A 24,571-nucleotide genomic window follows, 5' to 3' on the forward strand; every position below is an offset into this window, starting at 1 on the left:
GGACAACGATTCCATCTTCGACCTTCCGCTTTCCGGGCTCCGCAACTACGCCTCCGATGTACGGTCCAATGTGACGCGCGTAATTTGGCGGCTGGGCCAGCCGGGGCTTATGGTCTCTTCCATGACTAACCGTTGGTATGCGTATTTTTCGTTGGCTCTGGAGGAGCCCGCGTCTAACTGACACGCATCCAACTTCCTTCAGAGCCAACAGGGCAGAGATCATTCTCTGCCCTTCGCCGTTTCTCCGGCGGGTTCTGAAATCCGGGCCCGCTTCCCATCTGGAACAGGACCCCGAACATGAGCACCGCAACAGCAGCAGCCCCGGCCAGCGCCACCAAGTCCACGTCCAACCTGCGCGTGAGCGAGTTCACTCCGCTGCCCACCCCTTCGGACCTTCTCACCAAACTGCCGCTGGGCGCGCGGGAGGCCGCCGTCGTCGAACGCGGACGGGACGAAGTACGCGCCATCATGGACGGCGTGGATGACCGCCTGCTGGTCATCGTGGGCCCCTGCTCCATCCACGACCCCAAGGCAGGGCTGGAATACGCGCGCCGCCTGGTGAGCCAGGCGGAGAAGCACAAGGCAGACCTGCTGATCGTCATGCGGACTTACTTCGAGAAGCCGCGCACCACGGTGGGCTGGAAGGGCCTGATCAACGATCCCCGGCTGGACGGCAGCCACGACATGGTCACCGGCCTCCGCGCTGCCAGGCAATTCCTGCAGCAGGTCACCGCGCTGGGCCTGCCCACGGCCACTGAATTCCTGGAACCGATCAGCCCCCAGTACATGGCCGACGTGATCTCCTGGGGCGCCATCGGCGCACGCACCACGGAGAGCCAGATCCACCGGCAGCTGGCCTCCGGGCTCTCCATGCCCATCGGCTTCAAGAACGGGACCGACGGCGGCCTGCAGGTTGCCATCGACGCCTGCGGTGCCGCCGCTGCGGCCCAGGCGTTCCTGGGGATCGACGGCGAGGGCCGGGCCGCGCTGGTGGCAACGGCAGGAAACCCGGACACGCACGTCATTCTCCGCGGCGGCCGCAAGGGGCCCAACTACTCAGCGGCTGACGTCGAACGGGCCTCCACCGAACTCGCGGGCAAGGGGCTCAACCCCCGCCTGATCGTTGACGCCAGCCACGCCAACAGCGGCAAGAGCCACCACCGCCAGGCAGAAGTTGCACTGGAAATCGGTGCGCAGCTTGAGGACGGCGGCGCCGCGGCGCGGGCCGTTGCCGGTGTCATGCTTGAGAGCTTCCTGGTGGGCGGCGCCCAGAACTTGGACGTTGCCGAGCACGCCGCGGGCCGGGCGGAGCTGGTGTACGGCCAAAGCGTCACCGACGCCTGCATGGACTGGGACGTTTCCGCATCGGTCCTGGAACAGCTGGCGGCATCGGCACGGAAGCGGCGGCAGTCGAATTAGGGGGTGAAATAGGGGAGGCACTACTTTCACATCTGCCACATGAACATCTAGAGTATCTACTTAGGTGGTTGGTGGATGGCTCAGCATCGGAACACCGCATTGGCACGTACCTGGGGTCACTGTTGTCCATCCGTCAGCAAAGGAAAATAGGGAAATGTCGGCAGAACAGAACTTCTCCAACGCGAAGTTCCTGACCGTGGCTGAAGTAGCCGAGGTCATGCGCGTCTCCAAAATGACTGTTTACCGGCTGGTCCACTCCGGCGAAATGCCGGCGGTGCGGTTCGGCCGCTCCTACCGGGTCCCGGAAAACGCCGTTGAGCAGTACCTTAAGGGCGCCGTTGTGGACGGCCACACCGAGACCGCCTGAGACCGCCTGTCCTGAGCCGCCTCCGATAGGCGGTACCCTGTTAAGGAACGTTTTACGTCATTGTAAGAATCTGTCAGTTGTTCAGTTCGTAGCTTTGTCCACGGACATTCCCCATCAGGCAGGTACTGCATCTAGTTTGTAAGGAACTTTCGTGGGTTCAGTTATCAAGAAGCGTCGCAAGCGTATGGCCAAGAAGAAGCACCGCAAGCTGCTTCGCAAGACTCGTCACCAGCGCCGCAACAAGAAGTAGAGATACTTCGAACAGCGTGGAAATGCCCGTCGCCTACCCAGGCGGCGGGCTTTTCTGTTACCCGGCACCCAACTGGCTGGCAGTAGATGTCGTTTTGGGCGCTCAAAACGGCATCTACTGCCATCTAGATGCGGGGGCCGCGGATGCGGGCGAAGCCTTTCCAGAGGCCATACACAGCACCGCCGAAGGTTGCCGCCTTGAGGCCCAGCGTGGCAGCGCGGCGGCCGGACCGGAAATCATAGACAGGCCAGTTCCGGTCACGGGCGTGGCGGCGGAGCTTGGCGTCCGGGTTGATGGCCACAGGGTGTCCCACCAGTGACAGCAGCGGGACGTCATTGTAGGAATCGCTGTATGCCCAGCAGCGCTTGAGGTCCAGATCCTCTTGGTCCGCGATGGCCTGGACGGCCACGGCTTTGGCCGAGCCGTGCAGGATGTCGCCAACCAGGCGCCCGGTGTACATGCCGTCCGACACTTCGCCCACCGTGCCCAGGGCTCCGGTCAAGCCCAGCCGGGTGGAGATCACCGTTGCCACTTCGATGGGCGTGGCCGTCACCAGCCATACGCGGCGGCCCACCCGGAGGTGCTGCTCCGCCAGCGCCTTGGCGCCAGGCCAGATCCGTGACGCGATCATCTCGTCATAGACTTCCTCGCCGAGGGCCTTGATGTCGTCAACGGTGATTCCGGCGGCCAGCGTCAGGGCCGAATCGCGCACCGCATGGACGTCGTCGATGTTTTCCCCGCGCGTCACGAACTTGAACTGCTTCCACGCGAACCCGGCGGCCTGGGCCAAGGTGAAAGCCCCCCGCTGGTGCATCTTCCGGGCTACGTGGAAGAGGCTGGCCCCGCGCATCAGCGTATTATCCACGTCGAAAAACGCCGCTTCACCGGGCTGCGGCGCAGCAACCGGCCGCGTGACGACGGCGACGTATTTCTCCTCGGGCATGGACTTGAGTCTAGTCAATCCACCCCCGGGCCGCCGTCGGCGTCACCCGGACGGCGCGAACGGCGATACCGTTAAGCCATGGCTACCCCCCGCGTCGTCCTGGTCACCAAAGCTGACTGCCACCTTTGCGAGGAGGCGCGCGACGCCGTCGGCCGGGTCACTGCCTCGCTGGGGCTTACCTGGAGCGAAGAGCGGGTGGACAACCAGCCGGAATTGCGGGAGCGCTACGCCGAGGAAATCCCGGTGGTCCTGGTGGACGGGGTGCAGCGCGACTTCTGGAAGATCGACGAGGCCCGGCTGGAACGCGTCCTGCAGCGCGCCATGGCCAATTAGGGGGATGTGAGTGACGTCCTTGGATTCAACGTCCCAGCCTGTCCCGGGCCTTCCGGATGCCACGGGCGCACCGGCAAAGCAGATTCCTCCTGCCGCCGTGGCCCGGCTGACGCTGTACCTCCGTGCCCTGAACACCATGCTGTCCGAAGGAGTTGAGCGCGTCTCCTCCGAATCCCTGGCGGAAGCCTCCGGCGTCAGTTCTTCCACGCTGCGCAAGGACCTGTCCCATGTGGGGTCCTACGGCACCAGGGGCGTGGGCTACGAGGTCCAGTACCTCAGCCGCCACATCGCGGCAGCCCTGGGACTGACGCATGACTGGAAAGTGGCCATTGTGGGAGCCGGAAACCTGGGCAAGGCGCTGGCACGCTACGGCGGTTTCGAATCGCGGGGCTTCGACGTGGTCGCCATCTTCGACGCTGACCAGATGGTAGTGGGCAGTGAGGTGGGATGGCTGCGGGTGAGCGACGTGGCCGACCTTGAAACAGTCCTGCACCGCACCGGGGCCAACATGGTGGTGCTGGCGCTGCCGGCCGCGGTGGCCCAGGGTGTCTGCGACCGGGTGGTGGCGGCGGGCGTGCACAGCGTGCTCAGCTTCGCCCCCGTGATGCTGCAGGTTCCGGAGGGGGTCAACCTCCGTAAGGTGGACATGGCCACGGAACTGCAAATCCTGGCCTATCACGCCCAGCGCGCGCAGACGCCGGGTCAGACAGCCTAGAGGCCAGCATTAAAAGCGGCGGCCCGGGATGCTGGACATCCCGGGCCGCCGATGCGCTGGACAGCTGGAGGTTACCGGCCGTAAGGGTTGCCGAAGCCGCCGGAATACGGGTTGGTGAAGGGCTGCTGCTTCCGGAAGTACGGGGCAGCGGCGGGGAGGTAGAGCAGGACGATGGCGGCGATCCCAAGGACGGTACCCAGCGTTCCGAACGTGGGAACTCCGAACAGGCCGAGTACGGACAGCGCTGCAAACACCGTTCCGAGGATGCGGGCCCAGTTCTTGCCCTTGCGGATGAAGAAGGCCACCAGCAGGTAGAGGGCGGCGCCGATGATGGCGAAAACCACCAACGTGCCGGCGATGACGCTCTTGATGTCGTCGTAGGTGACCCCCGCCCCGCTGGCCTGGACCTGCTGTTCAAAGGCCTGCCGGAACTGGGGGTCATCCAGCTGGGTAAGGCCGGTGAGCATGGCGATGACAAAAATTACGGCGGAGGCGATCAGCAGCCAGAAGGAGATGTTCACCAACTGGGGGATGCCGTTGCTGCCGGCCGGCTGCGGCTGCTCTGAAGGGTACTGGGCGTAAGGGGACTGGCCATAAGGCGACTGGCCGTACTGGGGTGGGTTCTGGCTGTAGCCCGGGGCCTGCGGTGCATTCTGGCCATACTGGGAACCGTACTGCGGAGCGTTCTGCCCGTACTGTGGCGCTGCGGGCGGCTGGGATCCGTACTGGGGCTGGTTCTGACCGTACTGGGGAGCGTTCTGGCCATATTGCGGCGCGTTCTGGCCGTAGCGGGGCTGCTGCGGTCCAGGCTGCTGGCTGCCGGACTGCTCACTGCCTGGCTGGCCATTGCCGGAGTGGGGGTCTTGGGGCGCGGGAGGCGGGACGGGAGGAGTACTCATTGGCGTTCCTTCTGCAGGTCGGGATCCGGGTAGGGCTGCCGGGAATCGGTCCTCAGCCTTCCCCCCAGCATGGCTTAAGACCACCGTACCCCCGGCGGACTGCCTTGCGGGTGATTCAGGCGGGATCAACGCCCGCGGCCGGGAGGTAAACCCGAGCGTTGGGAGCCCTTTGTTAAACACGGCACCCCGGTACAAGGCCGGACTGGCCTGGTACCGGGGTGTCCGTGAACGGGGAGACTTATGCTGCGGGGGCGATGAAGGCCAGTTCCAGGTTGATGGCAACCTTGTCGCTGACCAGCACGCCGCCGGCCTCGAGGACGGCGTTCCAGGTCAGGCCGAAGTCCTTGCGGCTGATGGTGGTTTCGGCGGTGAGGCCGGCGCGGGTGTTGCCGAACGGATCGACGGCCACACCGTGGAGCTCGGTCTCGAGGGCGACGGGACGGGTGACGCCCTTGATGGTGAGGTCGCCCTGGAGCTCGTAGGCGTCGCCCTTGGCGACGATCGCGTTGGAAACGAAGGAGATTTCCGGGAACTGCTCGACGTCGAAGAAGTCTTCGCCGCGGACGTGGCCGTCGCGGTTAACGTCGCCGGAGTCGAAGCTGGCGGTCTTGATGGTGGCGTTGACCTTGGAGTCGGCCACGTTTTCGGCAAGGTCCAGGGTGGCCTCGGCTTCCTTGAACTGGCCACGGACCTTGCTGATGCCCGCGTGGCGGACGGTGAAGCCGATCTCGCTGTGGGAGTTGTCCAGGGTCCAGGTGCCGGTGGTGACGTCTGCGGGAAGTGCCATGATGTTGCTCCTTGGTGTGAATGCTGCTGCTGTGATCGTGCGGTTGAACCTTCATCGGTTGAAGTCTCAACTAACTTGGTGCATCCAGTATAAACATGCGTTTGCATGTTTTGTTCCCGCTTTCGGAACATTTCTTCAGAAACTTGGGTTCTACTCTTTGTAGAAAGCGCGCACGGAAGATTTCGGATCGCACGCCATCTTTGAGAAACTGGTAAACATGCCCCAAGCCACTGTCCATCTGCTCCGCCACGGCGAGGTCCACAATCCCGACGGCGTTCTCTATGGACGGCTCCCGGAATTCCACCTCTCCGAACTCGGGCAGGAGATGGCCCGGGTGCTTGCCGAACACTTTCGCGAGCGCGCCGGGCGCGGCGCCCGGATCACCTACCTGGCCGCCTCTCCGCTGGACCGTGCGCAGGAAACTGCACGGCCGACGTCGGAAGCGCTGCACCTGCAGATCCACACCGACGGGCGCATCATCGAAGCGGAAAACTACTTCGAGGGCATGAAGGTCACCAAAGCCGAACTCCGCCGGCCAAGGCACTGGCCGCACCTGGTCAACCCGCTCCGTCCGTCATGGGGCGAACCGTACAAGCAGCAGGCAGCGCGGGTGGCGGCCGCCGTGCAGGACGCCCGCTTGCGGGCAATCGAACTGGCCGCCGGCGACTTCGGCGCCACAGGCCCGGAGGCCATTCTGGTCAGCCACCAGCTCCCAATCTGGGCGGCACGGCTGAGCGCGGAGGGCCGGCCGCTGTGGCATGACCCGCGGAAGCGCGAGTGCACCCTCACGTCCGTTACGTCCCTGGTGTTCGACGACGACGGCTCGCTTTTGCGGGTCGAGTACAGCGAGCCGGCGGCGTCCCTTCTTCCCGGTGCCGCCAGCACCCCTGGAGCCTAGCAGTGAGCAACAACAATCTTCCTTCGCGCCGCAGCATGCTCGCAGCAGGCGGCATGGCCCTGACTGCGCTGACCCTGGGCCTCTCCGGCTGCGCCCAGGAGGACGCGCTGGCCAAGCAGGCCAAGGCGGGCGACAACAAGAATTACGTTGCCGGCGATGGGTCCGTGACCGAGTTCGCCGTCGGGGACCGCAAGGAAGCCGTGCAGATCCAGGGTGCACTCTTCAACGGCGCCGCAGTAACCGCGGCCGACTTCCAGGGCAAAGTCAGCGTGCTGAACTTCTGGTTCGCCGCCTGCGCCCCGTGCCGCGTGGAAGCGCCGCTCCTTGAAGAGCTGCACCAGGAGTTCAAGGACCAGGGCGTGCAGTTCTTCGGCGTCAACCTACGGGACGAGAAGCCCACGGCCGAGGCTTTCGAGAAGACCTTCAACCTGACCTACCCCAGCTTTGACGACAAGGACGGCGGCGTCCTGCTGTCCGTGTCCGGCCTGGTGCCGCCGGGCGCCGTGCCCACCACCCTGGTGCTGGACAAGCAAGGGCGCGTGGCCTCCCGCGTTCTTGGCGAAATCGAGAAGGGCACCCTGAAGGCCCTCATCACCGCCACCGTGGCGGAATAGGGACGGCCCGGGACCGTGAACAGCCCCTTCGCCGAAGCCATCCTCAGCGGCTCGCTCCTGCTGGCCATTCCGGTGGCACTGCTTGCCGGACTGGTGTCCTTCCTTTCGCCCTGTGTCCTTCCCCTGGTGCCCGGCTACCTCGGCTACGTGACAGGCCTGAGCGGCGTGGACCTGCAGAAGCAGAAACGCGGCCGGATGCTGGCAGGCATCGGGCTGTTCGTCCTGGGGTTCTCCGTGATCTTCGTCCTGCTGGGCGGCGCGTTCGGCCAGCTGGGGACCCTGATCACGGGCAGCCAGAACGCCTGGATCACCCAGCTCCTGGGGGTCCTGGTCATTATCATGGGCGTCGTCTTCATGGGCGGCTTCAGCTGGCTGCAGCGCGATGCGAAGATCCATGCCAAGCCGCCGGCCGGGCTGTGGGGTGCTCCGCTGCTGGGCCTGACCTTCGGCCTGGGCTGGGCCCCGTGCATCGGTCCCACCTACTCGGCCGTGCAGCTGCTGAGCCTCTCCGGCGGATCCTCTGCCGCCAAGGGGGCCTTCCTTGCCTTTGTGTACAGCCTGGGACTGGGTATCCCGTTCCTGCTGATCGCGCTGGCCCTGCGCCGGGGGATGGGCGTCATGGCGTTCTTCCGCAAACACCGCGTGGCAATCCAGCGCACCGGCGGCGGGATCCTGGTGGTGCTCGGGATCCTGATGGCCACCGGGGTGTGGGGTGCCTGGGTGACCGGGCTGCAGTACTGGTTCCAAACCGACGTGAAGTTGCCGATCTGATGAGCGAGCGTGTGAACGTAAAGAAGAAGCAATCCGCCCCTGTCGCAGAGGCGAAAGCCCAGGCCGCCCTTCCGGCCCTGGGGCCCAGGGGCATGCTGCGGTGGGCCTGGACCCAGCTGACCAGCATGCGCACCGCGCTGTTCCTGCTGCTGCTCCTCGCCGTCGCCGCCGTCCCCGGATCGCTCTTCCCGCAGCGGCCCGCCAACCCGGCAGTGGTGACCCAGTACATCAAGGACCACCCGGATTACGGCAAGCTGTTGGACTCCCTGCAGCTCTACGACGTCTACTCCTCGGCGTGGTTCTCGGCCATCTACCTTTTGCTCTTCATCTCCCTGATCGGCTGCGTGGTGCCGCGCGCCATCGCCCATTACAAGGCCATGCGCTCCCAGCCGCCGCGGACCCCCCAGCGCCTGTCCCGGCTGCCGGAATACGGCACCCTGGTGATCCCCGCCGGAGCCGCCATCCCGGCGTCGGAAGCCATCAACGGTGCGGCTGGGCTGCTGCGCAAGCGCGGCTACCGGGTGGAGGTCAGGGATGCCGACGGCGCCCTTCCGTCCCTGGGTGCCGAACGCGGCTTCATGAAGGAAGTGGGCAACCTGGTCTTCCACACCTCGCTCATCGGCGTGCTGGTATCCGTGGCCGCCGGTGGCCTGTTCGGGTACAGCGGCCAGCGCATCCTGGTGGAAGGCGACACGTTCGTGAACACCCTGGTGGGCTACGACCAGTTCAACCCGGGCACCAACTTCCAGTCCACCCAGCTCCAGCCCTACTCGCTGCAGCTGGACAAGTTCAACATCACGTTCGACCGCGAATCCAGGGGCAAGTTCGGCCAGCCCATCGACTTCGCCGCCACCGTGACCACCAAGGAAAACCCGGATGCTCCGCCCAAGCAGGAGATCCTGAAGGTCAACGATCCCGTAAGCCTGGGCGGCACCAGCATCTACCTCACCGGCAACGGCTACGCGCCGGTGGTGACCATCCGCGACGGGGCGGGCAACGTGGCAATGCAGGGCCCGGTGGTGGCCAAGCTGCAGGGCGACAACTACTACTCCTCCGTGGTGATCAAGGTTCCGGACGCCCAGCCGGACCAGCTGGGCTTCGTGGGCTTCTTCCTCCCCACTGCGTTCGTGACGGACAAGAACGTCTCCTTCAGCGCCGACCCTGAGCTGTTCAACCCGCAGCTGACCTTGAACTCCTATTACGGCGACTTGGGCTTGAACAAGGGTGCACCCCAGAATGTCTTCGAACTCGACGTCAAGAACCTGACTCCGCTGAACGCCAGGAACCTGGCAGCCGGCGGCATCACGCTGGCACCCGGCTCCACCTACACGCTGCCGGACGGCAAGGGCAGCATCAGCTTTGACGGGGTGAAGCGGTACATCGGCGTGGACATCCACCACAACCCCGGGCAGCTGTACGCCCTGATCTTCGCCTTGCTGGCCGTGGCCGGCCTGATCCTCTCGCTCTATGTGAACCGTCGGCGCGTCTGGGTCCGCACGGGCACCGCGATTGACGGCCGCACCATGGTGGAGTACGGCCTCCTTGCCCGCGGCGAAGACCACCGCCTGGCCGGCGAGGCGGCGGCGCTGCGGAAACTCTTCGCCGCAGAGTGGAAGCTGCCTGACGACGCGGCGCCCGAAGACGCCGCTTCCGAAAATGCTGCCCCGTCCCAGCAAACTCCCAGCCGGACAAGCGATAATGTCGCAGGCTCCGCCGGTAAAGCCGAGGGCTCCGCCGAAAACGCCACAGGCTCCGTCACCACCCCAGCAGGCCCCACCGGGCCCGAAAAGGACCAGTAATGCCATTTGGAATCAACGAAACCATGGGCCAGTACAGCGAACTCTTCATGCTGCTGGCGGCGGGCACCTACACAGTGGCCTTCATTGCCTTCGCCTGGGACCTGGCTAAAAGCAGCAAGGCCCTTCGCGCCGTCGATCTCAAGGCCGCCCAGGCCGGGACGGCCACCAAGGTTCCCGTAGCAGCCGGCGTTGCCGCGGGCTCTGCCGGGGGCCGGCTGAGCGGACCCGCCGACCGTGCCGAGCGCCCGTCGTCGTCCGCTGGCAGGGCCGGCGGGGCAGGAACCGGCGGCGTGGCAACGGCCGACGGCGACATGAAGTACGCCAACGAGCGCCGGGTTCCGGCCCGGGTCGCCGTGGCCCTGACCACCCTTGCCGTCCTCATCCACGGCGCCGGCGTGGTCACCAGGGCTTTGGGCGCCGGGCGGGTGCCCTGGGGCAACATGTACGAATTCCTCACCACGGGTGCGTTCCTGGTGGCGGCCGTCTTCCTGCTTTCCCTGATCCGCCGCGACCTGCGCTTCCTGGGCACCTTCGTGGTGGGCCTGGTGATCATCATGCTGGTGGCTGCCTCGGTGGCCTTCTGGACCCCCGTGGGCCACCTGGTCCCGGCCCTGCAGAGCTACTGGCTGGTTATCCACGTTTCCATTGCCGTCCTTTCCTCGGCATTGTTCACCTTGACGTTCGCGATGTCCGCCCTGCAGCTGGTGCAGTCCCACCGGCAGAGGACCGTTGCTGCCGGCGGGGCCGACAAGCTCGGCTTCATGCGCCTGGTGCCGTCGGCGCTGAGCCTGGAGAACCTGTCCTACCGCATCAACGCCATTGCGTTCATCGGCTGGACCTTCACCCTGATGTTCGGCGCGATCTGGGCGGAAAAGGCCTGGGGCCGGTTCTGGGGCTGGGACACCAAAGAGGTCTGGACCTTCGTGATCTGGGTTGTCTATGCCGGATACCTCCACGCACGCGCCACCCGCGGCTGGACCGGAACACGCGCGGCGTGGCTGTCGATCGTGGGCTACCTTTGCGTGATCTTCAACTTCACCATCGTGAACCAGTTCTTCAACGGGCTCCACTCCTACTCCGGCCTCTAAAAGCGCCGTTCCCGGGCCGCGGACCCGAAATCCAACCGCATCGCGGCAACTGATCGCCAAATAACCATTCGATGTAGCAACAGGGCTGTCCCAGGGTCCCCCGGAAATGCTACGTTGGTGAGGTTCACTGTGATGAAGCTTGCATGTGGACCACCAGCCTTCCGAGGTAACCATGAGCTACGCTCTCGCCGTAGACGTCGGGACCAGCTTCACGGCAGCCGCCGTTGTTCGCTTTCACCAAGGTCCTTCCGCTGTGCCTGAGTGCCTGCCCCTGGGCGCGCGGGGAACATCCGTTCCCTCCGTGGTGTACTTCCCGGAGGAAGGCACTGTGCTGGTGGGCGAAGCTGCCGAACGCCGCGGACTGGACTCGCCGGAACGCGTGGTGCGGGAATTCAAACGCCGGATCGGTGATGACGTCCCCATCATCCTTGGCACCCTGGCGCTGCAGCCGGAGGACGTCTTCGCCACCATGGCCCGCTGGGTTGCAGACCGGGCTGCCGAACGCGAGGGGGGCCCGGCGTCGGCCGTCTTCCTGACCCACCCCGCCGCGTGGGGCAACCACCGCCTGTCCGTGATCCGCGACGCCCTCGCTGCGCACGGCCTGGAAAACGTCACCCTCCTTCCCGAACCGGAGGCCGCTGCACTGCACTACGCGTCCCAGGTGCGGGTGGAGGAAGGCAGCACCATCGCCGTATACGACCTCGGCGGCGGCACCTTTGACACCGCCGTCCTGAGGAAATCCGGGAGCAGCCGCTTCGAACTGCTGGGCCGTCCGGAGGGCATCGAAGACCTGGGCGGCGCCGACTTTGACGCCGCGGTGTTCAGCTATGTTGCCGGGCACACCGGCACTGCCCTGGCAGAGCTCGACCCCACCGATCCAGCGGTCCTTGGGTCCCTCACCCGGCTCCGGCGCGAATGCGTGGAGGCCAAGGAAGCCCTGTCGGTGGACAGCGAGGCAAGCATTCCGGTCCTCCTTCCCGGCGTCCAGCAACAGGTCCGCCTGGTCCGTTCCGAGTTCGAGGCCTTGATCGAAGAGCCCGTGCGGGAAACGGTGGACGCGCTGGAGCACTCCCTGGCCCAGCTCCACCTGGAGCCGGCAGACCTGTCCACGGTGCTGCTGATCGGAGGATCATCCCGGATTCCACTGGTGGCACAGGTGGTGTCGGAGGAGCTGGACCGGCCCATTGCAGTGGACGCGGACCCGAAGTCCTCCATTTGCCTGGGGGCAGCTATGGCGGCGCTTCTTGCCCACACCGCGGCCGCCTTGGCAGAGGCTGAAGCGGCAGAAACTGAACCGGCCGCCGGAGAGCCGCCCCCCGCCGTCGTGCCCTCCGAAGTGCCTCCCGCTCCGGCCGGGCCGGCGCTGCCCAGTTGGTCGCGTAAATATACGACGGCGGCGGCAGCATCAGCGGGACCAGGCCCCGTCCGCGGTGCAAGGCTTGGCGGACGGGGGGCGCACGCCCCGAAACCCACCGTCCGCGTCACGGCTGTCGCCGCCGCGGCAGCCCTCCTGACGGTCCTCACGGCCACTGCGGCCCAGAGTCCCGACGGCTTCGGAAGCCTGACCGCCATTTTCGTACCGCAGGCTGGAGCGAGTACCGAGGGCGGTTCCACCGCCGCCGCTGGGGCGGCCGGGGCGGAAGCGCCGGGCGGAGGGGGAGCAGCCGCCCTTGGCGCGCCCCAGCCGCTCGCGGGCGTCGAGGCCAGTTCTAAAAAGCCGATTGGGCAAGAGCCCGGACTCGATGTGTCTGCCTCACCCACCAGCAGCGAAGCCGCACCCGCACCGGGCGGGCCGGCTGCGGGCGGACCTGCCGCAGCCGGTGGCGCCCCTGCTGCGGATCCGCCCTCCGAATCGGGCGGGAGCACGCCCGGGACGGGCATTGTTCCCGACTCCGCCACCCTTGGCCCCGCGACGCCGCCGAGTGCTACGCAACCCGCCCCCGCGGACCCTGCCCCCACCGGCACCGCCTCCCCGGGTTCCAGCCCGCCGACGGCCACGGCTCCGGACACCAGCTCCCCGACAGCCACGTCGCCCAGCACGTCCTCGCCCGGCACGACTGTTTCCCCGACGCGTGATTCCGGCACCCCTCCCGCCGACCCCGGCACGTCGTCCCCCGCTACCGGGGGAGCGACCCCCACCATACTGCCCACGACCTCTGCCCCGGCCCCCACGGATGGTCAGCTCGTTTCCCCCACAGCTGACCTCATGCCCACACCGACTGTTGCACCTTCACCCTCACCGGAGGAGGCCGCCGCAACTTCGCCTGAGACTGCGGTGGCAACGGCCCTGACCACCTCTCCGGGGGCCTGACATGGACGGACACCTTCAGCGGGCGGAGCGCCCCATACCCCTGCACACCACACCGGACCATCAGGGTAATCCGCCCCACGCCGCAGAGCTGATGGCCAAGCAATTGAAGGGTGCAAACGCTGCTGTCCGGGAACTGCTGCTGGCACTCTCGGTGGGCTTCGCCCTGCCGGGACCGCTTCCGGCCGGCCTCCAGAACAAGTTCATCAGTGGAACCGTGGAGGACCTTGACTCCCTGGTGGACCGCGCGGAGGCTGCGGGACTGCTGAGGCCGGACGGCACAGTGGTAGGGACTGCCCAGCACGCGCTCCTGAGCGCCGCGCCCACGGCCAAGGTCCAGGCGCTCCAGCGTGAGCTCGTGACCGTCTTCTCGTCTGCGGGACAACCGCTGGGCAACCTCGCCCGCGAGCTGGCCCGGGGCGGCCTCGCTGATCCCCGGGTGGCCGCGGAACTGGAGCAAGCGGCGGACGCCGTACTGGAGAATGACCCCAGGCTTGCGTCGCAACTCTACGAGGAAGCCCTCCTGGCCGGTGCCGACCCGCTGGCCACGGCGGCAAGGCGTGCCCAGGCCGCAGCCGGTGACGGGGACCTCGATGCCGCGGCCAGGATCATCGATGCACTCCTGGTGAGCCAGGATCCGCCGGATGTGCGCCGCGGAGCCGATGTTGCCGCCTCTGTCTGGGCGCAGCGGGGAATGCTGGCCCGGGGAGGGGACGTCTACAGCTGGCTTGGTCCGGGACGGGTGGGCCCCTCCGCCCCGCTTGCCGCCGTCGCCATGATTGGCGCCGGTGACCGGGCTGCTGCGGAGTCGTTTTTCCAGCCCGATGCTCCTGCAGCCTCGCCCACGCTGCTTGCGGCTGCCCTGGTCCAGACCGGCCAGGGAATCCTTGCCTCGCTGGGGGATAAGCCGCAGCAGGGCATCTCCATCCTGATCCACGCATCAGACATGCTGAACGCTGCCGGCACAGCCCTGCCGCTGCCGGAGACGCCGGCCGCACTGGCAGCACTGCTGGCACTGCACAGCGGCGAGCCGCACCTGGCGGAAACCGTCTGCAGGGCGGCAGCCGCAGCCGGGCAGGGCGGCGATGCGGCCCAGCCCAGGCTCCTGCTGCTCCAAGCCTGGGCAGCGATGATGCAGGACAAACTCGAGGACGCCCGCCTGGCGGCCACGGAGGCGGCCAAAGCAAATCATTGGCCGCTGGTCCCGCGCGACGAGTTCATGTGCGCGGCCCTCGAAGTGGGGATTGCCCGCCGGAACGGCGACGTGCCGGAGCTGCTCAGGGCATGGGAACGGGCACGTGAAGCCATGCTCCACACCTCGGTGGACCTCTACAACCTGCTGCCGTGGGGGGAACTGCTGATTGCCGCGGCCCGGCTGCGGGAGACGCGCCGTGTGGCGCAGTACCTGGAAGACGCCTGGAAGCTGCTGGGCCGCCTGGGAAGTCCAGCCCTGTGGGCCGTCCCCCTGCACTGGTCCGGCGTCCAGGCTGCGTTGCTGAATGAGAGTCCCGCCGATCTTGCCCCACACGCAACGGCACTGGCACGGGCCTCTGCCCACAGCCAGCTTGCCGCAGTCCTCGCCACGGCGGGCAAAGCCTGGGTCTCGGTACTGGCTGGCCGGTTCCGAACCGCCGATGTGGAGGGTGCGGCCCGGCTGCTCGGTGCAGTGGGCATGCCCTGGGAGGGCGCACGGCTCGCCGGGCACGCTGCCGCGCGCGCTGATGAGCGGCGGGACATGATGCGGCTGCTGGCCTGTGCACGGGACCTCCATCCTCAAAGCAGTGCCGCCGGAACATCCGGGGCGGCGGAGGCACAGGCAGGAAGCGGTGCCGACGCCGGCAAAGGGAACCAGCCGGACGCCTCCGGCTTGAGCGAGCGCGAAAAGGAAGTGGCCAGGCTGGTGCTTGAGGGCAAGACCTACCGGGAGATCGGCGAGGCCATCTACATCTCGCCCAGGACCGCAGAGCACCACATTGCCAGGATCCGGCGGCGGCTGGGAGCGGAAAACCGTTCCGACCTGCTGGCCCGTCTGCGCCTGGCCCTGGGGGTGGAGCATTCCCAGCAGCTGAATCCGCAGCAGGAATAACCCCTAAATCCCCTAGGCATCGGGATGCCAGTGCCCCGGAACAGCACCTGCGGGTAGGGGGAAGGCGCCCGTTGCCCTGTACCCGGCGGCGAACCTAGGTTTGAAGCACTCGGATACGTGCACCGGATGATCCACGACTCAAACAAGATGTGAGGACCAAGCATATGCCAACACTCGCGAACGACCTTGTTCAGTTCCTCATGCAACTCTTCGGCAACCGGGAAGCGGTCCAGGAGTTCCTGGATGATCCGGAGCGGGCGCTGGAGGAACACGGCCTGGCCAACGTGTGCTCGGCTGACGTTGACGCCGCCATGCCGGTTGTCCTCGACTACGCTCCGATCACCGTCAATGCCACATCCTTCGCCCGGGAGCACACCACCGGCGGCAACAGTGTGTGGGCCGGGCAGGCCACCACGCTGGGCGGCCACGCCGGAAGCGCATCAGCCATCCATGCAGGAGGAGCGGCTGCAGGGGAGGAAAGCGGCGCCTACGACCATGACGACCACGCGCACGCGGTACAACAGCTCCACCACGTGGTGAACCGCTTCTCCTACACCACCAACACCACCCTGCTGGATGATCGCGACACCATCACGGACCAGTCCGTCAACCAGAACATCTGGGCGCACGGGGACGTGGAGCAATGGTTCGACAATGACGCCGCCGTGGCGGCCGGCGACCGTGCCGTTGCCGCCGGCCATGACGCCGCTGTCAGGGACTCCAACAACATCAGGGACTCCTACAACACCGACCACTCCACCGATAACTCCACGGACAGCTCCATCCATGCCGGCGGTGATGTCAGCATTGGCAACGAGGAAACGGCGATCTCCGACTCCTTCAACACCGACGTCGGCCTGGACGTGGACGATTCCTTCAACGACAACTCCGACCATTCCGACCACACGGATCTTTCGGACCACTCCATCAGCACCGACGTGGACCTCGACGTCCGGGACTCTTTCAACGACAATTCGGACAACTCGACCCACAACTCCATGGAGGTGGACGACTCCTTCAACCAGGACAGCTCCACCACTACCGCGGTGGATGTCCACGTGGACGACTCCTTTCAGGACAACTCAGCCACAAGCATTGTTGAGGACAACCTGGTGGTGGCGGACAACCAGCTCGATTTCACGGAGGACAACTCCACGCACACGGATGTGGACCTGGATAACCACACCACCATCGACGGTTCGGTGGTTGACGACTCCACCGTCCTGTAACACGCTGTTCCCGGGAGGGCGAACCGCCGGGCAGGAGGCAGCCACCTCCTGCCGGGCTCTTCCGGTATCGCCGGGTGCAGGACTTCCGGCAATGGAACAGGGCACGGGAAAAGATCATTCAGGCACTGGGGCAGGGGGAGATGCTGTGGCAGATGCGGGACCGGCAAGGCTGGCGGGGCCCATGACGGCGGGACAGCTGGTAAAGCTCGTCGAGCAGGGCCTGGAACTGGTGGGCGCCGGGGACCGGGCGGACCTGCGCAAAAGGCTGCACCAGGCCATGGTCCGCCTCCAGGACCCCAGCATCAGGGTCATCGTGGTGGGGGAGTTCAAGCAGGGGAAGAGCAAGCTCATCAATGCCCTGGTGAACGCGCCGGTGTGCCCGGTTGATGACGATATCGCCACATCGCTGCCCACCATCGTCCGCTACGGGGAGCCTGCCTCGGCGGCTGTATTGGTCCCCGCGACGGACAGTCCCGCCGGGAACGCCGCCGCGAACGCCGGCGGAAACGCTGCGGTCGACGGCGGGGACGGCAGCATCGAGCGCAGGCCCGTAGAGCTGTCAGACCTGCCGGCCCTTGTCTCCGAGCAGGGCAACCCGGGAAACAGCCGGAAATTCGCGGCTGCGGAAGTCTGCCTGCCCCGGCGGATCCTTAGCGGGGGACTGACCATCATCGACTCTCCTGGCGTGGGCGGGATGGGCTCCACCCACACCCTGACCACCCTGACCGCCCTCCCTACCGCGGATGCCATGCTGCTGGTCTCGGACGCCTCCCAGGAATACACGGAACCGGAACTGCGGTTCCTGCGCCAGGCCATGCGCATCACCCCCAGCGTTGCCGCGGTCCTCTCCAAGACCGACCTCTACCCGGACTGGCGGCGCGTTGAAGAGCTCGACAGGGCCCACCTGGTCACGGTGGCCCCGGACATCCCGCTGTTCCCATTGTCCGCGGACCTCCGCCTTGAGGCCGCACGGCTCCAGGACACCGAGCTCAACACCGAGTCCGGCTTCCCGGACCTGGTGGCGCACCTGCGCAACGAAGTGGTGGGCAAGGCGCAGCGCATCCAGCGGCGCTCCGTCAGCCAGGACCTGCTCTCCGTCACCGAAAACCTGCGTCTGTCCCTGCAGTCCGAGCTTGAGGCGTTGGAGAACCCGGGTGGCACGCCGCAGATGCTCGCAGCCCTGGAACAGGCCAAGACGGAGGCGGACGAGCTGCGGAAGCGGTCCGCCCGCTGGCAGCTGACGCTTAGCGACGGCATCAACGACCTCATCGCCGATATGGAATACGACCTCCGCGACCGCCTACGCCGGATCCAGAAGGAAGCCGAGACCGCCATCGACCAGGGCGATCCCGGTCCTGTCTGGACGCAGTTTTCCCAGTGGCTCGAGGAGTGCGTTGCCGCGGCGGTGTCGGACACTTTCGTCTGGACCAGCGAGCGGTCGCAATGGCTGGCAGCGCAGGTTGCCGAACACTTCGCCGCCGACGAGGTGTCGCTGCCCGTCCTGCACGTCTCCGACTCCGGTGACGCCCTGGACCCGGTGGACCAGATGCCGGAACTGGATTCCGGCCGCGTGAACCCGATCCAAAAAGTCCTCATCGGCATGCGTGGATCCTATGGCGGCGTCCTGATGTTCGGCCTCCTGACGGGAATTTTCGGGATGGCCCTGATCAATCCGCTCTCGGTTGGCGCCGGGCTGCTGCTGGGGCGCAAGGCCTACCGGGAGGACAAGGAAACGCGGCTGAAGCGCCGGCAGGGCGAGGCGAAGGCCCTGGTCAGGCGGCAGCTGGACGATGTGACGTTCCAGGTGGGAAAGCAGTTGAAGGACAGGCTGCGCCTGGTGCAGCGCACCATCCGGGACCACTTCACCGAGATCGCCGATGAATACCACCGCTCGCTGTCCGATTCCGTGGCAGCAGCCCAGAAGGCAGCCAACTCGTATGCCCAGGAGAAGGAAGGACGCATCCGGGACATCAAAGCCGAGCTCAGGAAGGTGGACGCGCTGCACCGGGCCGCGGAAGCGGTATCCGCAGAGGCTGCCGCCGCCGGGACCCGCACTGCGGCAGGGGTGTGATGACGGCATCCACCACAGCCGGAGCCGCTGCGCTGATCCGCGAAGCGCTGGAGGTCTATGCGGATGACCCGCAGGCCGTCCAGGCGCTGCAGGGTTACGCACAGCGCTTGGCTGAGCCCCTGAGGATTGCCGTGGCCGGCATGGTGAAAGCAGGGAAATCCACCCTCCTCAACGCCATCATCGGCGAGGAAATCGCGCCCACGGACACCGGTGAATGCACGCGCATTGTCACCTGGTACCGGCACGGACGCACTCCCCGCATTACCCTCCACCCCACGGAAGGCGAGCCCCGGAACCTTCCGCTGAAGCGTGTGGACGGGCGCCTGGTCTTCGTCCTGGACGGCGTGCGGGCGGACGACGTGGAACGGCTCGACGTCGAATGGCCGTCACCGGCGCTGCAGGCCATGACGCTGATCGACACCCCCGGCATCGCGTCCCTTTCGCAGGAGGTGTCCGCACGGTCCGTCCGGTTCCTGACCCCGGAGGAATCGCCGTCGGAAGCTGATGCCGTCATCTACCTCATGCGCCACCTGCACGCATCCGACGTCCGGTTCCTGGAGTCCTTCCGCGATACCGAGGCCGGACGCTCGGGAACCGTCAACGCCATCGCGGTCCTGTCCCGGGCCGATGAGGTGGGAGCCGGGCGCATCGACTCCCTGCTGTCCGCCGCCACCATCGCGGAACGGTACAGCCGGGACCCCAACCTGCGGAAGCTGGCACTGGGCGTCGTCCCGGTGGCAGGGCTCCTGGCCCAAAGCGCCCGTACCCTGCGGCAGGCGGACTTCGAAGCCCTCCAGCTGCTGGCCAGCCTGGACCGGCCCGCGCGGGAACGGATGATGCTTTCGGCCGACAGGTTCCGCCGCGCCGCGGAACCGGAGGGACTGACGGAAGAAGCACGGGCATCATTACTCGAGCGGTATGGTCTCTTCGGCATCCGGCTGGCCATGGTGCTGGTCCGCAACGGGTTCGGGGAGCCAACTCCCCTGGCCCATGAACTTGCCAGGCGCAGCGGTCTGGACCCACTGCTGGAGCTGCTGGAGTGCCAGTTCCAAGCGAGGGCAGAGGCACTGAAGGCCAGGACGGCGCTCGCAGCCGTGGACAACCTCCTGGCCAGCCGGCCGCGGCAGGGGACCGGGCTTTTGGCAGCGTCCCTGGAGCGGCTGCAGGCCAACGCGCACGAATTCCGTGAGCTCCGGCTGCTGGCGGCACTGCGGACCACGGGGGTGGAACTGGCTCCGAAACTGGCAGCGGAAGCTGAACGGCTCATCGGCGGGCAGGGCGCCGCGGCATCCCAGCGGCTGGGGGTGCCGGCCGGCTCGGGTCCGGAGGTATTGGCGGCCCAGGCCCGCCAGGTGCTGGCCCGCTGGCGTACCGTTGCTGAAAGCCCGCTGACTGCAAGGTCCGCTGTGGAAGCCTGCAGAGTGGTGATCCGCAGCTGCGAGGGCGTGCTGGCCGAATGCACCGGCAGGGCCCGGCAGCCGCAGTCGGCATAGTAAGTGTGGCGGCAGTCAGCCCCGGCGGCGCTCCCGCTTCAGCCAGGCTCCGGCGGAGGGCAGGAACAGGAGCACGAGCCCGGCGAAGGCCAGGAGAAGTTCTGCGCCCCACAACATCACGACGTAGCTGCCCGCGGCGCCGCTGGGAACCAGGAACGCGGACGCCAGGAGCATGACCGGCACGTGGGTGGCCAGCAGCGGCACCAGCGCCCACCGGGCCCAGGTCCGGCGGCCCCACACCGCGGCCAGGACAGCCGCCTCAAGCACGGTCACCAGCAGCAGGGCACCGATGCTGCCCCAGAACACCACGTTCGCTGCGGTTCCCACGGACCCGGCATCGCTGCCCGCTGCCATGTCCGCCACCACCCCGCGAAGCCGCTGCAGGTTGGAGTCGCGGGCTACGAAGGACCCCAGCAGGACTGCCAGCCCGGCGACGAAGCTGAAGAGCCAGAGTGAGCGGGCGGTGCGGACGGTCCGGGGCACCGGAGTCGTGACCGGGATGGGTGGTGGTGCGGAATAGGACAGGCCGGGCCTCGGTGGGGGAGCGGACAGGCGCCGCTCTTCTCCTCCGGATGGGGACGCCATAGGCCTATTTCAGCCCGTCGGCATCGTGTTCGTCCGTACCGCGCTGGCCCTTCCCGCCGTCTTCCTTCGCCTTGGACTCCAGTTCGTCACGGAGTTTCTTGAGGCGCTCGGCCTCGGCCTGGTTGCGGCGCCGCGACTCCAGGTTGCGGAGGAAATCCGGGTCATCATCCGGAGCGGTGGGGTGCGGGTAGGAGGGCCGCGGCTGTGCGGTCCCACGCGGCCGGCCGATCAGCAGCCACAGGACGGCGCCGAGGACCGGGAGGACGATCTGGACGATGATCCAGGCGGGTTTCGAAATGCCCCGGGTCAGGCGGCCCTCAGTGCGGATCACGTCCACCAGGCCATACACAAAGATGACGAGGACTGCCACGGCCAATGCCACACGGAAGAGCATGCCATTAAGTCTATCGTCAGGAGGCGCAGGGGCCGCTGGCCCAGGCGGCTAAACTTGAATAGTGGCCTTTTTGAAATATTCCCTGATCCGCCTGGCAATCTTCGTGCCCCTGTTTGTCCTGTTCGCACTCCTTCAGGTCGGGGTGCTGATGTCGGTGATCTGCTCCGCGCTCATTGCCTTTGCCATCAGCTACCTGTTCTTCCAGAAGCAGCGTGACGCCGCTTCCGCAGCCCTGCAGCACCGCTTCTCCGGAAAGGCCAAGCCGCTGCGCTCCGCCGGTGAGGTCCAGGACGCCAACGCCGAGGACGCTCTGCTGGACGCCAACCCGGACATCACCATCAACAACGCCAAGGGCAGCAAGAACAGCTAGAACCCGTGGCTGAGGATCAGCCCCAGTGCGAACAGCACGCTGTAGCCCAGGTTGATCAGGCCGGTCTGCTTCAGCACCGGGATCAGGCTCTTGCGCTTGCGGCCGTTGATCATCAGCCAGGCCGGCATCAGGCAGGCCGGGATGAGCAGCAGCACGATCAGGATCCACGGCCGGCCCGGCGCCAGGATCACTACCAGCAGGATGGCCACGGCCAGCATCAGGACGTAGCTTTCGCGCGCGTGCTTGTCCCCAAGGCGCACGGCCAGGGTTTTCTTGCCGGCCTGCATGTCGGTGGGAATGTCCCGGACGTTGTTGGCCATGAGCAGCGCGGTGGCGATGAGCCCGGTGCCGATGGCGCCGATGACCGCGGACAGGCTGATATGCCCTGCCTGGGTGTACGTGGTACCCAGGGTGGCAACCAGGCCGAAGAAGACGAACACGAACAGGTCGCCCAGGCCCATGTAGCCATAGGGGTTCTTGCCGCCCGTGTAGCCCCACGCGGCCAGGACGCAGCCCAGGCCCACCAGGATCAGCCACCATGCCTGGGTGAGTAACACCAGGACCAGGCCGAACACCATGGCCAGTGCGAAGGTGCCGAAGGCGGCCCACTTGACGTGTTCGGGCTTGGCGGCACCGGAGCCCACCAGCCGCAGCGGGCCCACCCGGTCATCGTCGGTCCCGCGGATGCCGTCCGAGTAGTCGTTGGCGAAGTTCACGCCTACCTGGAGCAGGAGCGCCACCAGCGCCGCGAGGATGGCGTTGGGCAGGAGGAACGAGTCCATCTCATAGGCGGCGGCGGTGCCGATCAGCACCGGCGCGATCGCTGCCGGCAGCGTCCGGAGTCGGGCGCCTTGGATCCATTGGGCGGCTGTTGCCACGGTTAGTACCTCGTGTTGTTTCGATGAGACGGCTGGATGGAACGTGCGCACCCGCCGCGGTGGTGCAGGTCCACTCTACTTTCCCCCATGCAGGGTGCTGAGTTCGGAGGTCATGGCGAGCCGGTCCGGTTTTCCGTTGGGAAGCATCCGAAGGGCCGGTGCGGTGAGGACGGTTTTGGGGGCCAGCGCCCCCAGTTGCCGCTGCCAGTGCTGTTGAAGTACGACGGCGGGGTCCCCGGCTTCCTGCCCTTGGCCGCCGTCACCGGCGGCACCTTTGCCCGCGGCACCTTCCGGTGCCAGCGCCACGTAGGCCGCCACGGCCTGGCCCCATTCCGCTGAAGGGACGCCGGCCACGAAAGCCGCTGCGACGGCGTCGGACTTTTCCAGCTGCTCCTGCACGTGGCCGGCCGAGACCTTGACGCCGCCGGTGATGATGACGTCGTCCGCCCGGCCCAGCACGGTGAGCCGGCCGTCGTCGTCAATCGTGCCGAGGTCGCTGGTGCGGTACCAGCGAACCCCGTCCTCCTCGAAGAATGTTCCGGTCTCCTCGTCCGGGGCCTCAATGTACCCGGCAGCCACGGTGTCCCCGCCCAGCAGGATCCGGCCGTCCTCCGCCACCCGCGCCGAGACGCCTTCCAGGGGGTAGCCGTCGTACACGCACCCGCCGGACGTCTCCGCGGAACCGTACGTGGTGACCACCCGTACTCCGGCGTCGCGGGCGGCGGCCAGCAGTGCCGGGGACGCAGGGGCGCCGCCCAGCAGGACGGCGTTGAAGCGGCGGAGCACGGCGAGCGTGTCCGGGGAAGGATCAACCAGGAGCCGCTGGAGCTGGGTGGGAACCAGGGAGGTGAAGCGGATCTTGTCCGTCAGTTCCAGTGCCGCAGCGGTGAAGGCCTCCGGGGTGAAGCCCCCGGACATGTCCATGACCCAGGGCCGCGTACCCGCGAACAGCGAGCGGACCAGCACCTGGATGCCGGCCACGAACTGCACGGGCAGCGCCAGCAGCCACTGGCCCTCGCCCTTGAGCCGCAGCGCGGTGGCCATCGAGGATGCTGCCAGGGACTCCACGGTCAGCAGGGTTGCCTTGGGCGTGCCGCTGGAACCGGAGGTGCGGACCACGGCGACGGCGTCGTCGCAGCCCGGGGTCTCCACGTGGCCCACCACCAGTTGGCCGTCCGTCCCAATGGACAGTTCGACGGCGGGGCCCTCGCCGTGGAGGGCGGCCGCAAGGGCTTTCAGGGCCGGTTCGATGTTGAGCGGGCCGCCGTGGGCCGTGCTGGGTGAGGCTTCGCTGTTCATGGCCGTCCTGCCTTAGAAGTAGTGCGGGAAGCGTGACCAGTCGGGGTCGCGTTTTTGCAGGAAGGCCTCCTTGCCCTCCACAGCCTCGTCCGTCATATAGGCCAGCCGGGTGGCTTCGCCCGCGAACACCTGCTGGCCGGCCAGGCCGTCGTCGGCCAGGTTGAACGCGAACTTCAGCATGCGGATGGCCTGCGGGGACTGCCGGGCGATGTCCGCGGCGTACTCGAGCGCCACCTCCTCCAGGCGTTCGTGGGCAACGGCCTCGTTCACCGCACCCATGCGGACCATGTCTTCAGCGGAATATTCGCGGGCCAGGAAGAAAATCTCGCGGGCGGTCTTCTGGCCCACCTGCCGGGCCAGGAGCGCCGAGCCGTAGCCGGCGTCGAAGCTTCCCACCGTGGCGTCCGTCTGCTTGAACTTTCCGTGCTGCCGCGAGGCGATGGTGAGGTCTGAGACCACGTGCAGGGAATGCCCGCCGCCCGCTGCCCAGCCGTTAACGACGGCGATGACCACCTTGGGCATGGTGCGCATGAGCCGCTGGACTTCCAGGATGTGCAGCCTGCCGGCCCGGGCGGGGTCGATGGTTTCCTGGGTCTCGCCGTCGGCATATCTGTAGCCGTCCCGGCCACGGATCCGCTGGTCGCCGCCGGAACAGAAGGAGTGGCCGCCGTCCTTAGGGGAGGGGCCGTTGCCGGTCAGCAGGACGGTGGCGACGTCGGGGGTCATCCGGGCGTGGTCCATGGCCCGGTAGAGCTCATCCACGGTGCCCGGCCGGAACGCATTGCGGACCTCCGGGCGGTTGAATGCAATCCGGACGGTGGGCAGGTCACGTACCCAGCCGCCGTCGGAATCCCGCTCCACCTGCCGGTGGTAGGTGATGTCCTGGAAGTCCTCGAAGCCGGAGACCACCCGCCAGCGCGTGGGATCGAAGACATCGGACACCGGGGCGGGGATCTGGTTGCTCACCGTCCAAGT

At 66.9% G+C, this 24,571-nt stretch carries 24 protein-coding genes; 16 read left to right on the top strand and 8 right to left on the bottom strand.

Translation table 11 applies throughout. The annotated features are described in order from the left end of the window. Nucleotides 1–297 precede the first annotated feature (297 nt). From ACTHQS_RS11085 to ACTHQS_RS11095, 3 genes are all read left to right on the top strand, one after another. Nucleotides 298–1,419: a 3-deoxy-7-phosphoheptulonate synthase gene (locus ACTHQS_RS11085; protein WP_440168651.1), complete on the top strand. Its 1,122-nt coding sequence runs from the start codon at nt 298–300 to the stop codon at nt 1,417–1,419. 154 nt (nt 1,420–1,573) lie between these two features. After that, nucleotides 1,574–1,786 carry a helix-turn-helix domain-containing protein gene (locus tag ACTHQS_RS11090; RefSeq protein WP_043452394.1) on the top strand — a complete coding sequence of 71 codons (213 nt, stop codon included), beginning with the start codon at nt 1,574–1,576 and terminating at the stop codon, nt 1,784–1,786. Nucleotides 1,787–1,937: 151 nt separating this feature from the next. Continuing rightward, nucleotides 1,938–2,036, top strand: a complete 99-nt coding sequence (locus ACTHQS_RS11095; RefSeq protein ID WP_003792170.1) for a 30S ribosomal protein bS22 — start codon at nt 1,938–1,940, stop codon at nt 2,034–2,036. A gap of 124 nt (nt 2,037–2,160) precedes the next feature. Here the strand turns inward: ACTHQS_RS11095 and ACTHQS_RS11100 are convergent, their stop codons facing one another. Further along, entirely contained in the window at nt 2,161–2,979 is an 819-nt protein-coding gene (locus tag ACTHQS_RS11100) for an HAD family hydrolase (RefSeq protein ID WP_440168653.1), read from the bottom strand. A gap of 78 nt (nt 2,980–3,057) precedes the next feature. Between ACTHQS_RS11100 and ACTHQS_RS11105 the strand changes: the two genes are divergently transcribed. Continuing rightward, a complete protein-coding gene (locus tag ACTHQS_RS11105; protein ID WP_440168655.1) occupies nt 3,058–3,312 on the top strand; it encodes a glutaredoxin family protein in 255 nt (84 codons plus the stop codon). A gap of 10 nt (nt 3,313–3,322) precedes the next feature. Then, a complete protein-coding gene (locus ACTHQS_RS11110) occupies nt 3,323–4,027 on the top strand; it encodes a redox-sensing transcriptional repressor Rex (protein ID WP_440168657.1) in 705 nt (234 codons plus the stop codon). Nucleotides 4,028–4,098: 71 nt separating this feature from the next. Here the strand turns inward: ACTHQS_RS11110 and ACTHQS_RS11115 are convergent, their stop codons facing one another. Further along, on the bottom strand, nt 4,099–4,926 hold the full coding sequence (locus ACTHQS_RS11115) for a hypothetical protein (protein ID WP_440168659.1): 828 nt from the start codon (nt 4,924–4,926) through the stop codon (nt 4,099–4,101). 238 nt (nt 4,927–5,164) lie between these two features. Continuing rightward, nucleotides 5,165–5,713, bottom strand: a complete 549-nt coding sequence (locus ACTHQS_RS11120; RefSeq protein ID WP_440168661.1) for a YceI family protein — start codon at nt 5,711–5,713, stop codon at nt 5,165–5,167. A gap of 217 nt (nt 5,714–5,930) precedes the next feature. Here ACTHQS_RS11120 and ACTHQS_RS11125 point away from each other — a divergent pair, with 217 nt between their 5' ends. The 10 genes from ACTHQS_RS11125 to ACTHQS_RS11170 all read left to right on the top strand — a co-directional run bounded on the left by ACTHQS_RS11125 (nt 5,931) and on the right by ACTHQS_RS11170 (nt 20,070). After that, nucleotides 5,931–6,611, top strand: coding sequence for a histidine phosphatase family protein (locus tag ACTHQS_RS11125; RefSeq protein ID WP_440168663.1), 681 nt, complete (start codon nt 5,931–5,933; stop codon nt 6,609–6,611). A gap of 35 nt (nt 6,612–6,646) precedes the next feature. Continuing rightward, nucleotides 6,647–7,225 (top strand): TlpA family protein disulfide reductase, encoded by a 579-nt coding sequence (locus ACTHQS_RS11130; RefSeq protein WP_440169090.1) that lies wholly within the window; start codon nt 6,647–6,649, stop codon nt 7,223–7,225. 15 nt (nt 7,226–7,240) lie between these two features. After that, nucleotides 7,241–7,996 (top strand): cytochrome c biogenesis CcdA family protein, encoded by a 756-nt coding sequence (locus tag ACTHQS_RS11135; protein ID WP_440168665.1) that lies wholly within the window; start codon nt 7,241–7,243, stop codon nt 7,994–7,996. Next, nucleotides 7,996–9,795 (top strand): cytochrome c biogenesis protein ResB, encoded by a 1,800-nt coding sequence (resB, locus tag ACTHQS_RS11140; protein ID WP_440168666.1) that lies wholly within the window; start codon nt 7,996–7,998, stop codon nt 9,793–9,795. The genes ACTHQS_RS11135 and resB overlap by 1 nt, the downstream gene beginning before the upstream one ends. After that, entirely contained in the window at nt 9,795–10,883 is a 1,089-nt protein-coding gene (ccsB, locus tag ACTHQS_RS11145; protein WP_440168668.1) for a c-type cytochrome biogenesis protein CcsB, read from the top strand. Before resB ends, ccsB begins: the two co-directional genes overlap by 1 nt. A gap of 172 nt (nt 10,884–11,055) precedes the next feature. Then, entirely contained in the window at nt 11,056–13,194 is a 2,139-nt protein-coding gene (locus tag ACTHQS_RS11150) for an Hsp70 family protein (RefSeq protein ID WP_440169093.1), read from the top strand. A 1-nt stretch (nt 13,195) separates the two neighbouring features. Beyond that, complete coding sequence (locus ACTHQS_RS11155) at nt 13,196–15,277, top strand: LuxR C-terminal-related transcriptional regulator (protein WP_440168670.1); 2,082 nt, start codon at nt 13,196–13,198, stop codon at nt 15,275–15,277. A gap of 164 nt (nt 15,278–15,441) precedes the next feature. Next, nucleotides 15,442–16,506: an IniB N-terminal domain-containing protein gene (locus tag ACTHQS_RS11160; RefSeq protein WP_440168672.1), complete on the top strand. Its 1,065-nt coding sequence runs from the start codon at nt 15,442–15,444 to the stop codon at nt 16,504–16,506. Nucleotides 16,507–16,687: 181 nt separating this feature from the next. Then, nucleotides 16,688–18,577 (top strand): dynamin family protein, encoded by a 1,890-nt coding sequence (locus ACTHQS_RS11165; RefSeq protein WP_440168674.1) that lies wholly within the window; start codon nt 16,688–16,690, stop codon nt 18,575–18,577. Continuing rightward, a complete protein-coding gene (locus tag ACTHQS_RS11170; protein WP_440168676.1) occupies nt 18,577–20,070 on the top strand; it encodes a dynamin family protein in 1,494 nt (497 codons plus the stop codon). Before ACTHQS_RS11165 ends, ACTHQS_RS11170 begins: the two co-directional genes overlap by 1 nt. A 15-nt stretch (nt 20,071–20,085) precedes the next feature. Here ACTHQS_RS11170 and ACTHQS_RS11175 read toward each other — a convergent pair whose 3' ends face one another. After that, on the bottom strand, nt 20,086–20,655 hold the full coding sequence (locus tag ACTHQS_RS11175; RefSeq protein WP_440168678.1) for a hypothetical protein: 570 nt from the start codon (nt 20,653–20,655) through the stop codon (nt 20,086–20,088). 4 nt (nt 20,656–20,659) lie between these two features. Then, nucleotides 20,660–21,049, bottom strand: a complete 390-nt coding sequence (locus ACTHQS_RS11180) for a PLD nuclease N-terminal domain-containing protein (RefSeq protein ID WP_440168680.1) — start codon at nt 21,047–21,049, stop codon at nt 20,660–20,662. A 61-nt stretch (nt 21,050–21,110) separates the two neighbouring features. On the opposite strand from ACTHQS_RS11180, the gene ACTHQS_RS11185 reads away from it, so the two are divergent. Then, nucleotides 21,111–21,419 (top strand): DUF4229 domain-containing protein, encoded by a 309-nt coding sequence (locus tag ACTHQS_RS11185; RefSeq protein ID WP_440168682.1) that lies wholly within the window; start codon nt 21,111–21,113, stop codon nt 21,417–21,419. On the opposite strand, the gene ACTHQS_RS11190 is transcribed toward ACTHQS_RS11185, so the two are convergent. From ACTHQS_RS11190 to ACTHQS_RS11200, 3 genes are all read right to left on the bottom strand, one after another. Continuing rightward, nucleotides 21,416–22,297, bottom strand: coding sequence for a 1,4-dihydroxy-2-naphthoate polyprenyltransferase (locus ACTHQS_RS11190; protein WP_440168684.1), 882 nt, complete (start codon nt 22,295–22,297; stop codon nt 21,416–21,418). The two genes, ACTHQS_RS11185 and ACTHQS_RS11190, sit on opposite strands and share 4 nt — an antisense overlap. Nucleotides 22,298–22,372: 75 nt before the next feature. Beyond that, nucleotides 22,373–23,596: an AMP-binding protein gene (locus ACTHQS_RS11195; protein ID WP_440168686.1), complete on the bottom strand. Its 1,224-nt coding sequence runs from the start codon at nt 23,594–23,596 to the stop codon at nt 22,373–22,375. A 12-nt stretch (nt 23,597–23,608) separates the two neighbouring features. After that, a complete protein-coding gene (locus ACTHQS_RS11200; protein ID WP_440168688.1) occupies nt 23,609–24,562 on the bottom strand; it encodes a 1,4-dihydroxy-2-naphthoyl-CoA synthase in 954 nt (317 codons plus the stop codon). Nucleotides 24,563–24,571: the final 9 nt, after the last annotated feature.

It is taken from the genome of Arthrobacter sp. SAFR-044 (genome assembly GCF_051965175.1).
GTDB lineage: Bacteria > Actinomycetota > Actinomycetes > Actinomycetales > Micrococcaceae > Arthrobacter.